The organism is Bradyrhizobium sp. HKCCYLRH2060, assembly GCF_051168135.1.
In the GTDB taxonomy this organism is placed as follows: Bacteria; Pseudomonadota; Alphaproteobacteria; order Rhizobiales; family Xanthobacteraceae; genus Bradyrhizobium.
Genome location: NZ_JBNPUK010000019.1, coordinates 36,268 through 48,764 on the forward strand (window position 1 = coordinate 36,268; position 12,497 = coordinate 48,764).

The following is a 12,497-nucleotide window of genomic DNA, read 5'->3' on the forward strand; positions in this document are numbered from 1 at the left end:
GGGCAAAGGCGCGTGCACCGGTGTTTCCGCAAGCTCGTATCGCAATTGACGCGCCGTGCCCACCATCTCGATTGCAGAGCGTGGATGGACGGTGGGCACGCTGCACCTGGCGGCGCCGCTTTGCCCACCCTACGAGACCGTGGCCAGCCGCTCCGCCGCTAGCTTCACGCACAGCTCGAACGCCGAGAGATCGTTCCAGACATTCGCCGGCCGCTCGCGCGGCAGCACCAGTGGATGGCCGCGCAGCTCGAGCGCGTGGATCATCATGAGATTGTCGGGCAGGCCGAAATCCTCGACCGTCAGGCCTTCGCCATCGACCAGGCGGCCGTCCTGCTCCGTCACCGCCGTGAAGCGCCGGGCTCGATCGGCGTAGATGGCCGGGTCGTTGCAGTAGCCGAGACACAGCTTGCCGGATCCGGCCATGTAGCCGAACTCATAGACCGTGCCGGCATCGGCGCCGGGGCCGCGGAACGGCGTGAGATTGGCGATGATGGCATCGGCGTCGTCCATCATCGCCTCGTTGCCATGGAAGATCTGGCGCGAGGCGTCGGAGGAGGCGAGGTCGATGCTGTTGTCGAGGGGGTAGAGGCCGATCAGGCCGTGGCGGTCGCAGATCGCGGCCTTCCGCCGGCCGATTTCAATGGCATCCGGCAGGAACACGTCGGGACCTGCCAGATAGATCTTCATGGCTCACCACTGCGGGACGCAAGCCCGCCCTCAGGCGAGCTTGACCGACTCGGTCGCGTAGTCCTTGCCGAGCGCCTCGAACACCTTGCGGACGATGCCCTTGGCGTCCAGCCCGGCGCGGGCGTACATCGCCGCCGGCGTGTCGTGGTCCTGGAACTCGTCGGGCAGCACCATCGAACGCATCTTCAGGCCGCCGTCCAGCATGCCCTGGTCGGACAGATACTGCATCACGTGCGAGCCGAAGCCGCCGATCGAGCCTTCCTCGATCGTGATCAGGATGTCGTGCTCGCGGGCGAGCTTCATCACCAGCTCCTCGTCGAGCGGCTTCATGAAGCGCGCATCGGCGATCGAGGCGGACAGGCCATGGGCGGCGAGCTCGTCGGCCGCCTTCTCGCACTCGGCCAACCGGGTGCCGAACGAGAGCAGGGCGACCTGCTTGCCCTGGCGGATCATGCGGCCCTTGCCGATCGGCAAGGGAACGCCAACCTCGGGCATTTCCACGCCGCGGCCTTCGCCGCGCGGATAGCGCACCGAGCTCGGCCGGTCGTTGATCGCGACCTGGGTCGCCACCATGTGTACCAGCTCGGCCTCGTCGGAGGCCGCCATGATCACCATGTTCGGCAGGCAGCCGAGATAGGCGTTGTCGAACGAGCCGGCATGGGTGGCGCCGTCGGCGCCGACCAGGCCGGCGCGGTCGATCGCGAAGCGCACCGGCAGGCTCTGGATGCAGACGTCGTGGACGATCTGGTCGTAGCCGCGCTGCAGGAAGGTCGAGTAGATCGCGCAGAACGGCTTGTAGCCTTCCGCCGCGAGGCCGGCGGCGAAGGTCACCGCATGCTGCTCGGCGATGCCGACGTCGAAGGTGCGCTTCGGGAACGCCTTGGCGAAGATGTCGATGCCGGTGCCCGAGGGCATCGCGGCCGTGATGCCGACGATCTTGTCGTCCTTCTCGGCTTCCTTGACCAGGCTCTGGCCGAACACGTTCTGATAGGCCGGCGCGTTCGGCTTGGCCTTGGCCTGGGTGCCGGTGGCGATGTCGAACTTGGCCACCGCGTGATATTTGTCGGCCGCCGCTTCCGCGGGCGAGTAGCCCTTGCCCTTCTGGGTCACGACGTGGACCAGGATCGGGCCGGTCTCCATGTCGCGGACGTTCTTCAGCACGGGGAGCAGATGGTCGAGGTTGTGGCCGTCGATCGGGCCGACGTAGTAGAAGCCGAGCTCCTCGAACAGCGTGCCGCCGTCCATCATGAAGCCGCGCGAATATTCCTCGACGCGGCTGGCGCGGTTGGCAATCACCTTGGGCAGATGCTGGCCGAGCTGCTTGGCGGCATCGCGCAGGGTACGGTAGGTCTTGCCCGAGTAGAGGCGGGACAGATAGGCCGACATCGCGCCGACCGGCGGCGCGATCGACATGTCGTTGTCGTTGAGGATCACGATAAGGCGGGAGTTCATCGCGCCGGCATTGTTCATCGCCTCATAGGCCATGCCGGCGGACATCGCACCGTCGCCGATCACGGCGATCACGTTGTTCTTGCCGCCCGACAGGTCGCGCGCCACGGCCATGCCGAGGCCGGCGGAAATCGAGGTCGACGAGTGCGCAGCGCCAAACGGATCGTAGTCGCTCTCGGCGCGCTTGGTGAACCCGGACAGGCCGCCGCCGGTGCGCAAGGTGCGGATGCGGTCGCGGCGTCCGGTCAGGATCTTGTGCGGATAGGCCTGGTGGCCGACGTCCCAGATCAGGCGGTCGCGCGGGGTGTCGAATACGTAATGGATGGCCGTGGTCAGCTCGACCACGCCGAGACCCGCGCCGAAATGGCCGCCGGTCACCGAGACCGCGTCGATGGTCTCCTGGCGCAATTCGTCGGCGACCTGCCGGACCTGCTCGACCTTCAGCCGGCGCAGATCTTCCGGGGTCTTGATGGTGTCGAGAAGCGGCGTCTTACTAAATGTGGTCACGGTGACATTCCAATTTTGCAGGTCGGGTTCAAGGGCCGACATCTGAGAGGTTCATCGTAACGGGCGGCGAAACCTGAGGTCTTGAAGGTCACATCCGCGCGGATCGAAGCCGCAGTCCGAAGACTAGCCGGGTTTGGGATCGATCTATGTGATGTAAGTCACTCTTGGTGGCCTTGCCGTCCTCGTTAGTCGCCCAAGATCGCCAAGTCGTTCAGCCAAGTGAGTTTTGCTAGCTCTTGCAAGCGCTTAGATTCCTCTCTCTGGAGAGGATGGACACTTCCAAAAACCCGCAGTTGCGAGAAGCTTTACACCAAAGTGCGTCTTAAAGCCAACCCGGCGGGCGTTGGCAAGCCCGCAAACGGTACCTTTGCGCCACGTCTCAACCGCGGCGGCGTGCCGGAGGTTCCAGTGCGCTGCTCAAATCGACGGCAGCCAGCGCTCCGCAATAGACCGGGGACGCGAGCTCGGTCCAGGCTTTTTCCCGCGGCACAGAATCCGCCGATGCGGCGATTGCGCGCGCCGCGGCGCGGTGAGCCATGCGTTCGCGTAAGGGGATCGGTCCGCGGACGATCATGAAGAAGTCGCCGGCGTGCGGCCTTTCGTGGGCCGTCACGAAGCGGACGCGGAAGGCCTATGAGCGCAGCACGTTGTCATGATCGGGCCCGGACGCTTGCAGCCGTGGACCGGCGCGATCATGGGATCGGGGACGCCATGGTCGAACTGCCAGGATCCAATCGTGTCGCATGGTAAACGAAGCACGTAGCGGCGGCTCTCGATCGGTGAACGCGGGGCAGAGACTTCGCCAGGGGGCACTTGGCGGCCAAGCCCGTCGACAATGCAGCTGCTCCGATGTGCGGCCGAATTGCACGATTGAGAGGCGCTCCGACCTCGCGTGAAAGTCGCGCCGGACGGCAGCGAAATAAATCCGGACTGTTGCCCGGAGAGGCCCGCCGCTAGCCGCTATTGCACGTCGAGCGGTACGGTTCCCGCCGCATGGCCGCTGGCGTCGGTCGTGATCTTCTCGACCCGGGCCTCGGCCTGGCGCAGCAGTTCCTCGCAGCGCCGCTTCAGCGCCTCGCCGCGCTCATAGATCGTCACCGACTCCTCGAGCGGCACCTTGCCGTCCTCGAGCCGCTTCACGATCGTTTCCAGCTCCTCGATCGCGCGCTCGAACGACAGCTTCTTGACGTCGGTTACGGTGTTGTCCGCCATGCGGGTTCCCTGCAGCTCACTCAACTCCGGGGCCGTGCTTTTACACCCCGCTCGCGGCCCTGTCAGGCCCTGCCGGGGTGGATCGGCCGGAACCTGGGGATTACGCCCCGGTCAGCGCCGCGACGTGGGCCGCGACGGATTCCTTAAGCCCCTGAAGGTCATAGCCGCCCTCCAGGACCGAGACGACCCGGCCGCCGGCGGTCTTGTCAGCCAGATCCATCAGCTTGCGGGTGACCCAGCCGAAATCCTCGGCCCGCAGGTTGAGCGACGCCAGCGGATCGCGATAGTGGGCGTCGAAGCCGGCCGAGATGATCACGAGCTCCGGGCTGAACTTAGTGAGCTGCGGCAGGATCAGGTTCTCGAAGGCGGAGCGGAACTCGAGGCTGCCGTCCTCGGAGGCCAGCGGCGCGTTGACGATGGTGTCGTGCTCGCCGCGCTCGCCGCGGGCGCCGGTGCCCGGGAACAGCGGCATCTGGTGGGTCGAGCAGTACATCACGCTCTTGTCGGCCCAGAAGATGTCCTGGGTGCCGTTGCCATGGTGGACGTCGAAATCGACGATGGCGGCGCGCGCGATGCCGAAGGTGCGCTGGGCGTAGCGCGCGGCGATCGCGACATTGTCGAAGAAGCAGAAGCCCATCGGCTTGGCGATCTCGGCATGGTGCCCGGGCGGGCGCACCGCGACGAAGGCGTTGCGGTGGCGGCCGGACATCACCGACTCGGTCGCCGCGACCGCGCCGCCGACGCCGCGCATCACCGCTTCCCAGGTGCCCGGCGACATCGAGGTATCGCCGTCGAGATAGATGATCCCCGAGGTCGGGGCCATATGGCGCAGCTCGGTGACGTAGTGCTCGTTGTGGCAGAGCAGGGCGAGCTCGATGTCCGCCTCCGGGGCCTCGTCGCGATCGAGCAGGGCGAAGCGCTCCTCGGTCAGCGCCTCCTCGACGGCGCGCAGCCGGTCGGCGCGCTCGGGGTGGCCGGACGGCGTGGCGTGATCGAGGCAGGCTTCATGAGAGAGATACAGCGTCGACATTAGGGCTCTGCCACTCGCGCGTTGCGGGAGTGCCCAATCTATGCGCTGAACGCAGCCTCGGAAAGAGCCCCGCGGGCGATATGACCGGCTTTCCGCCCAGCGTGCGGGGCGTCACGAGGCCTTGTTGACGATGCGGCCGCGCGGCGGCGGCGCCAGCGGGCCGTTGGCCTTGAGATAGGCGAACAGCGCCTCGTCGTCATAGGGGCCGGTGATCGGATCGCGGCCGCTCTTGAACGCGGTGAAGCCGTCGCCGCCGAGCGCGAGGTAGTTGTTGATGGTGACCCGGTAGGACGCGGCGGGATCGATGGCCTTGCCGTCGAGCATCATGCTGGCGGCATCGATCCGGGCGCCGGCAGATTGTTTGGCATCGAAGGCATAGGAGAAGCCGTTCGAGACCTGCAGGATGCGCGGCCGCGCCGGGTCGAGCCATTGCTGCTCCAGCGCGGCCTTGATCTCGGCGCCGGTCAGGGTGACCGTCATCAGCTGGTTGCGAAACGGCTGGCTCGCGAACACGTCGGCATAGGTCACGGCGCCGTCGTCGCGGCGGACGAGATCGGTGCGGATGCCGCCGGGATTGGTCATCGCGATCACCGCGGCGCCCTTGTCGGCCGCCCGCGTCGCCGCGAGCTGGGCATCGGCGACGACGTCGCCCAGCACGCTCTCGCCGGACGCATCGGGCATCCGCGACAGCGTTGCGCTGAGCACGCCGGCGGGCCGGTTGGCGTAGGGCGCGGCGAGCTTCTCATAGGCGTCGATCAGCGCGGTCTGTGCCGGATCCTTCGGCAGTGTGGTGTCGACGACGATGTTGGTGGCGGTCGCGCTGATCACGTCGCGCGTGGTGCGGTCGAGCTTGACGTCGATCGCGGTCACCAGCGTGCCGAACTTGTCGCCCGAGGTGACGAGCCGCTTGTCGATGGTGCAGACATAGGCCTGGTGGGTGTGGCCGGAGATCACGATGTCGACCGCGCTGTCGAGGTCCTTGACGATGTCGACGATCGGCCCCGACAGCCCGGGACATTCGTTCATGCCGCCGGACGGCCAGCCGCCCTCGTGGATCAGCACGACGATCGCCTGCACGCCCTTGGCCTTCAATTCCGGGATCAGCGCGTTGACGCTCTCGGCCTCGTTGCGGAAGTCGAGGCCGGCCGCGCTCGCCGGCGAGATGATGCCCGCGGTCCCCTTCAACGTCAGCCCGATGAAGGCGACCGGGATGTCCTCGAAGGTGCGGATCTCGTAGGGCGGAAACACCGTCTTGTCGGTGCCGGCGAGGAACGTCGACGCCGCGAGATAATGGAATTTGGCGCCGGTGAACGGCTGCGGCCCGCGGCAGCCGTCGGTCGGATGACAGCCGCCGTTCTGCATCCGCAGCAGCTCGGCCTTGCCCTCGTCGAACTCGTGGTTGCCGACCGCCGACAGCGCGAGCCCCATCTGCGACATCGATTCGATGGTCGGCTCGTCGTGGAACATCGCCGACAGGAACGGGCTCGCGCCGATCAGGTCGCCGGCGGCGACGAAGATCGTGTTGGGCTGGCCGTCGGCGAGCAGCTTGACGAGGCTCGCCATGTGCTCGGCGCCGCCGGCTGGAACCACGGTGGTCTTGGTCGGGTCGGCGGGATCGGCGACGCGGATGCCGGAGGAGGGCGGCTTCAGATTGCCGTGGAAGTCGTTGATGGCGAGGATGCGCAACGCCACCGGCTCGTCCTCGGCCGAGGCGGGCGGGCCGGCGATGCTTGCAACGGCGGCGCCGGTCAGCAGGCAGGCAAGCGCAAAGCGGGACAGACGGCTCATGGCAGGGTCACGTGTGGTGCAGGTCCGACGGACGAAGCGCGATTGCCCCGCCGCGGTCGCAATGACATAAAAAGATTGCATAACAACAATACATCGGGAGGCCGGAATGAAAAGAATGATGCTGCTCGCGGCGACTTTGTCGCTTGCCGCCGGCTCCGCTGCAGCGCAATCGCTGCCGGACCTGATGAAGCAGATGGTCGCGGCGTGGAATAAGCCGACCGAGCCGTTCAAGGTGATCGACAACGTCTACTACGTCGGCACCAACGGGCTGGCCTCCTACCTGATCACGACACCGCAGGGCCATATCCTGATCGATACCGTGATGCCGGAATCGACCGCGCAGATCGAGGCCAGCATCGGCAAGCTCGGCTTCAAGGTCGCCGACATCAAGTACATCCTCAACACCCACGCCCATATCGACCATACCGGCGGGCTCGCGCAGATCAAGCAGGAGACCGGGGCGCAGATGGTGGCGGGCGCCAAGGACGTGCCGCTGCTCGAAGGCGGCTTCTATCCGGGCCGCGAGGAGGAGCGCTATCTCGGCTTCCCGCCGGTCAAGGTCGACCGCGCCGTGCGCGAGGGCGACACCGTCACGCTCGGCGGCGTGACGTTGACGGCGCACGAGACGCCGGGCCATTCGCCGGGCTGCACCAGCTGGACGACCGACGTGAAGGACGGCGACGCCACCCGCAGCCTGATCTTCTTCTGCAGCGCCACCGTGGCGCTGAACCGGCTGGTCGGCCGTCCCACCTATCCGGGCATCGTCGACGACTACAAGAAGACCTTCGCCTGGGCCAAGACGGCGCATCCCGACATCCTGCTGGCGCCCCATCCGGAGATGTACGACATGGCCGGCAAGCGGGCGAAGATCGCGGAAGGCGCGGCCAACCCGTTCGTCAAGCCGGGCGAGTTCAACGCCTATCTCGACAAGCTGGAGACGCAGTTCAACGAGGGGCTAGCCAAGCAGACGGCGGCGCTGCAGTCCGGCAAGTAGTCAGGCCGGATCGGCGGCGGCCAGCCGGTCCAGCGTGAAGCCGGAGAGATCGACCCTCGGTGTCTCGCCCCGGGCCATCGCGGCGAGCGCCTCGCCGACCGCCGGCGAATGCTTGAAGCCATGGCCGGAGCAGGCCGAGGCGTAGATCACGTCCGCATCGCCGGGATCGCGGTCGATGATAAAGCGGCCGCCCGGCGCGTTGGTATAGAGGCAGACCTCGCTGCGCAGGCAGCGCGGGCCGAGATCCGGCACGAAGGGGCGGACATAGGTCTCATAGGTCGCGGCGATTTCGTCCGGCGTGACCTCGCGCGCGACGTCGTCCGGATCGGTCTCGCCGGTCAGCACTTCGTTGGCGATCTTGACGCCATTGTCAGGCGAGCCCAGCCACGGAAAGCCGTAGATGTCGGAGGCCGCGCGGTCGCGGCCGGTGACGTCCCAGATGAAGACCGGCGCATCCGGACCGAAGCGCTCCGGATGGGACAGCACCTCGAACCAGTACAGCACCTGGCGGGTGACATTGACGCGGCGGCGCAGCGGCGCGATCAGCTCGGTGATCCACGGCCCGGTGGTGACGATCAATGTGTCCGCCGAGGCCGTCGCGCCGTCGTCCAGGGTCACGACGAGGGCGCCCGCGGCACGGCGAAACGCCGCCACGCGCCGGCCGGTCACGAGCTCCGCGCCATGGCGCGCGGCCACCGCAAGCTCGGCGCGCACGCAGTCCTCGACCATGAGATAGCCGCCCTCGCGATCGAGGAAGGCGCGGTCGTTCGCCGCGGTGGCAAACGCCGGAAAGGCGGCGCGCAATTGCTCTGACGACAGCGTCTCGCCGTCGACGCCGTGCAGCCGCGCCGCGGTTTCGATGTTGGCGAAGAACTGCGCGCTGCTGACGCCGTGGACCTCGCCGCCATCCTGGCTCGGGATGAACAGGCAGCCGCATTGTTCGAACAGCCGTGCGCCGGTCTCGCGCTCCAGCTCCCGCCACAGCACGTGCGAGCGCTGCGCCAGCGGCGTGTAGTCGACGCCTTCGCCGATCGCCGCGCGGGTGATGCGGGTCTCCCCATGGGTCGAGCCGAATTTGTGCGGCGGCTGGAAGCGGTCGATGCCGAGCACGTGCTTGCCCGCCTTGGCGAGATGCAGCAATGCGGCGCTGCCGACGGCGCCGCAGCCGATCACGATGACATCAAACTGCGCCATGCGCGCCCGCCGCGGCTCCGCTCATTTCTTCTTCTTGCGCGACAGGAACGCCTTGAACGCGCCGACCGCCTCCTCGGAGGTCATGCGCTCGGCGAACAGATAGGCCTCCTGGTCGATGCGGCGGGTCAGCTCGTCCGGCGCGGTGCGGATCAGCCTGCGCCCGATCGCGACCGCCTCGGCCGGCAGCCGGCAGATGTCGCGTGCCACCTTGTGCGCCTCGACCTCGGTATGGCCCGGCGCCACCACCGTATTGACGAAGCCCGCGATCTGCGCATCCTCCGCGGTCATGGTGCGCCCCATGACCAGCATCGCGAACGCGCGCTGATAGCCCATGGTCTGCGGCATCAGCAGGCTCGAGGCGCCCTCCGGCACCAGGCCGAGATGGATGAAGGGCGTCGAGAACGTCGCCGTGGTCGACGCCAGCACGTAGTCGCAATGGAACAGCATCGTCGTGCCGATGCCGATCGCGACGCCGTCGACCGCGGCGATGATCGGCTTGACGTTATGCGCCAGCGAATACAGGAACTTGGTCGCCGCCGACGTGCGCGCGGCGTCGCTGCCGGCATTGCCGGCATGCAGGAAATCCTCCAGATCATTGCCGGCCGTGAACACGCCGGAGCCGCCGGTGATGATGATGCATCGCACCAGCGGGTTGTTCTGCGCGGTGTCGATCGCATCGCTCATGCCGAGATACATGGCCTGGGTGATGGCGTTCTTCTTCTCCGGCCGCCGGAGCTTGATCGTCCGGGTCTCGCCCTCGTCGGTGACGATCAGATGGTCGGTCATGGGCCCCTCATGCGTGTGCGCCGGCCGCTGCGTTGCCGCCGGCCATTTGTCCAGTCCTGCATCTCACCGCAGCCTACATCATCCGCTGGTCGCGCCAAGGGCTGAAGCGGTCATTGGTCGCGAAGGGAATGCGGGCGTGACCGCAGGCGAGCGTACGCCATGAGTCTCGCCGTGGTTTACGACTGGTTTGCAACAGTATCGGCGTCCGCTATCGTCCCGCGCAGAACTGCGATGTTTTGCAAGGCAATTCGATGACCAAGCTCTTTTCAGTACTGCTGTCGCTGCCGCTGCTCTGTCAGGTCTTCCCGGGGATCGCTGAGGCTGCCGCCACCGACCGCGCGCTGCTGTCGCTGTTCTGCGCGCCCGGCGCGATCGCGGGCACCACCTGCAAGCGCGCCAGATACTATCCCGACTCCGAGGGGCGCCGCTGTGACGTCACCCTGAAGCCGGAGCGGCAGCAGGGACGTTTCCTGGCCTCCAGCAATCCGCTGCTGCTCGTGAGCTATGGCAGCGGCTGCGAGCCGCACGCGACCGATTTCGGCGGCGCGGTCGTGTTCGAGCAGGTCGGCGGCGCCTACAAATTTCGCGGCTTCCAGCCGGGCATGCAGGTGGATGAATGCGTCATCTCCACCACCAGGAACGAAGCGCAGGACGTGCTCGTCTGCCTGACCGGGCATATGGGGCAGGGGGTGGTCGAGACGGGCGTGGCGCGCGTCGGCTTCGCCAATGCCAGCGGCGGGTCCATCGAGATGTCCTATGATTTTCTGCTGCAGGCCGAGGACACGACGGGAGCCTACCTGACCAACATCGTTACCTGTTCGGAGCAGCTCAAATATTTCGATCTGTCGAAGCTCGCGGCCGGGCCGAGCCCCGGAACGGTCGTTGCGGACGTGAGCTACGCCGACCGCGAGACGATCGAGACAGCCTGTGGCAAAGGCTTTCCGAAGCCGAAGGATGCGGAAGACATGCGCGAGCCCGCGGCGGGCGAGGGCTCGGTGCCGCAGGGTTACGCCAAGACCGGCAGCGTTGTCATCGACATCGCGAGCCGCGCGGCCAGGCTGCGCTGAGGGCCGACGGCGACGCCAAGCGCACCGTCTCACGCGGCGATGCGGCCGCCGCTGAGCGTTCCCCGGGCGGTGTAGGTCTGCAGCCCCGTGCTCGGCGGCGCTGTGGAGACCGTCACCCCGGTTGTGCCGTCCGAATAGGTGGTCGTGGTGATGATCTCGCCGGCGACCGTGATCGAGACCTGGCTGATCACGATCCTGCTCGCCGTCGGGACGCCGGCCGTGCTGACCGCGGAGCGCGATCCCGTTCGCGCCAGGGCGGTCGCCGCCGGGGCTGCTGACGTCGTGGTGACGGAGCCGATGGCATTGATGGGCATGGCTCGCCTCGCTCGGATGTGAGGCCGATGCGGGCTGCGGATCCGGTGCTGACGTCCGCACCCTGCGACGGGACTGTCGTCGCCTTTGGCCTCGTGCGTGAGGTCCGCCGCGAGGCTCGCGCCGCCGGGTTAACAATGTCTCTACGCGCCTCGCGGCGTTTGGGCGCGCCGCGGGGCCCGCGGGCGTCGGGCTGCCCCGTCGTGGCGCGACCGGCCGCACGCGATCGATCCGCCTCTGCCGCCTATTTGGCGCCGTCGGACCGGGGGACGGGCGCTGCGCGCGAGGCAGCGGCCGGAGCCTGCTGCCGCACGACCTCGCGCCGCAGGGCCTGCTCCAGCACCACCAGCCGCGTCGCCATCCGCGTCAGTTCGTCATGGACCGAGCCCTGAACGCCCTGCACGGCGTGCTGCACTTCGCGCAGTGCGTCGCGCTGGGTCTCGGCCTTGAGCACCCTGAACTCGGCCTCGATCGAGGTCAGGCGCTGGTTCACCGCCCGGATCGCCTCGGCGATCTCCTTCTGGCCGTCCTGCAGCGCGCGCACGTGATCGACCAGCCGCAGATGATCGGTCAGCTCCTCGACCGTCTTGCCGATGTTGCTGCGGCCCCACATCCTACTTCACCGACCTCAGCAGGTTCCTGATCGTCGCCAGATGATCCTCCGGCGATCCGAGTCGCGCCGAGATCGCGCTCATCAGATCCTTGCGCAGCTCCGACAGCTCGTCCTCCGGCACGATCCGCTCGGCTGGCTCATCATAGGGCATCCGCCGCGGCTCGACCTCGACGGGGCGCGGCGCGACGTCGAAATAAGGCGGCCGCTCGTAGACCGGGATGTGCGGCGCCTGACGCGATGAGGTGATGCGCGCCAGACCTGGAAATCGCGGCGGCGGCGTCCGCGCGGGACGTTCGATCTGGTCGATCAGCGCCGCCAGCGCGACATCCATGTTGCTGTCGTCAGGCTCCTCTTCGACGACGTAGGAGGGCTTCCGCACTGTCGCCCCATTCGCGGGCGATGATAGCGCAAACGACGATGCGTGGTCGCGGAGTCGCTCGATGACCCGGCGGACTCGCTCGCCGAGACCTGGCTTCTCCCTGGCCGGTGTTCGCATCAACATGTCACTCTCCAGCGGAACAGCTTAGGCGAGCAGGGAAAACCTTAGCAAGAGGCCATCGTTCAGCTGCCAACAGGATGTCGCGCAGTAGCCGGCGCCCGGCAGCGCATGCGCTGACCCCCGGCCGGTTCCTCTTGCGGATCCCTGGCACGAACGCGCGAAGCGCCGATGACGCCGGCAACCCAGGTGTGAAGTGCGTTTCGGCGTGCATATGGACCTGGCCGGCGGGGGGAGCTGGTTTGACGCGGCGTCGCCCCTGACCCTTCGTGCCGTGGCCGGCCTGCCGGGCCGCGCGGCCGGCAGGAACGCGCAACGCCATCAGTCGGAGGTAAGGAACAACCATGGTGCCCGGCCGTTCG

Annotated in this window: 12 protein-coding genes; 2 read left to right on the top strand and 10 right to left on the bottom strand. The window is 67.3% G+C overall.

From position 1 onward, the window contains the following. Nucleotides 1-129: 129 nt before the first annotated feature. From ACQR10_RS28330 to ACQR10_RS28350, 5 genes are all read right to left on the bottom strand, one after another. A complete protein-coding gene (locus ACQR10_RS28330; RefSeq protein WP_315802321.1) occupies nucleotides 130-687 on the bottom strand; it encodes a nucleoside 2-deoxyribosyltransferase in 558 nt (185 codons plus the stop codon). A 30-nt stretch (nucleotides 688-717) separates the two neighbouring features. Then, nucleotides 718-2,643 (bottom strand): 1-deoxy-D-xylulose-5-phosphate synthase, encoded by a 1,926-nt coding sequence (gene dxs, locus ACQR10_RS28335; RefSeq protein ID WP_315802322.1) that lies wholly within the window; start codon nucleotides 2,641-2,643, stop codon nucleotides 718-720. Nucleotides 2,644-3,603: 960 nt separating this feature from the next. Then, nucleotides 3,604-3,855 (bottom strand): exodeoxyribonuclease VII small subunit, encoded by a 252-nt coding sequence (locus ACQR10_RS28340; RefSeq protein ID WP_315802323.1) that lies wholly within the window; start codon nucleotides 3,853-3,855, stop codon nucleotides 3,604-3,606. A gap of 100 nt (nucleotides 3,856-3,955) precedes the next feature. Next, nucleotides 3,956-4,885, bottom strand: coding sequence for a histone deacetylase family protein (locus tag ACQR10_RS28345; protein WP_315802324.1), 930 nt, complete (start codon nucleotides 4,883-4,885; stop codon nucleotides 3,956-3,958). Nucleotides 4,886-4,996: 111 nt separating this feature from the next. Then, on the bottom strand, nucleotides 4,997-6,673 hold the full coding sequence (locus ACQR10_RS28350; RefSeq protein WP_316218408.1) for a bifunctional metallophosphatase/5'-nucleotidase: 1,677 nt from the start codon (nucleotides 6,671-6,673) through the stop codon (nucleotides 4,997-4,999). 106 nt (nucleotides 6,674-6,779) lie between these two features. Here ACQR10_RS28350 and bla point away from each other — a divergent pair, with 106 nt between their 5' ends. Beyond that, nucleotides 6,780-7,667, top strand: a complete 888-nt coding sequence (gene bla / locus ACQR10_RS28355) for a subclass B3 metallo-beta-lactamase (RefSeq protein WP_316218409.1) — start codon at nucleotides 6,780-6,782, stop codon at nucleotides 7,665-7,667. On the opposite strand, the gene solA is transcribed toward bla, so the two are convergent. Then, a complete protein-coding gene (gene solA / locus ACQR10_RS28360; RefSeq protein WP_434912141.1) occupies nucleotides 7,668-8,861 on the bottom strand; it encodes an N-methyl-L-tryptophan oxidase in 1,194 nt (397 codons plus the stop codon). It abuts the gene before it with no gap. Nucleotides 8,862-8,882: 21 nt separating this feature from the next. Beyond that, a complete protein-coding gene (locus ACQR10_RS28365) occupies nucleotides 8,883-9,647 on the bottom strand; it encodes a crotonase/enoyl-CoA hydratase family protein (protein WP_315802328.1) in 765 nt (254 codons plus the stop codon). Nucleotides 9,648-9,898: 251 nt separating this feature from the next. Here ACQR10_RS28365 and ACQR10_RS28370 point away from each other — a divergent pair, with 251 nt between their 5' ends. Continuing rightward, nucleotides 9,899-10,714, top strand: coding sequence for a hypothetical protein (locus ACQR10_RS28370; protein WP_434912142.1), 816 nt, complete (start codon nucleotides 9,899-9,901; stop codon nucleotides 10,712-10,714). A gap of 29 nt (nucleotides 10,715-10,743) precedes the next feature. On the opposite strand, the gene ACQR10_RS28375 is transcribed toward ACQR10_RS28370, so the two are convergent. The 3 genes from ACQR10_RS28375 to ACQR10_RS28385 form a co-directional block, all read right to left on the bottom strand. After that, nucleotides 10,744-11,028, bottom strand: coding sequence for a hypothetical protein (locus ACQR10_RS28375; RefSeq protein WP_434912143.1), 285 nt, complete (start codon nucleotides 11,026-11,028; stop codon nucleotides 10,744-10,746). A gap of 242 nt (nucleotides 11,029-11,270) precedes the next feature. Then, on the bottom strand, nucleotides 11,271-11,639 hold the full coding sequence (locus ACQR10_RS28380; protein ID WP_434912144.1) for a hypothetical protein: 369 nt from the start codon (nucleotides 11,637-11,639) through the stop codon (nucleotides 11,271-11,273). Between the two features lies 1 nt (nucleotide 11,640). Next, a complete protein-coding gene (locus tag ACQR10_RS28385; protein WP_316238322.1) occupies nucleotides 11,641-12,141 on the bottom strand; it encodes a hypothetical protein in 501 nt (166 codons plus the stop codon). Nucleotides 12,142-12,497: the final 356 nt, after the last annotated feature.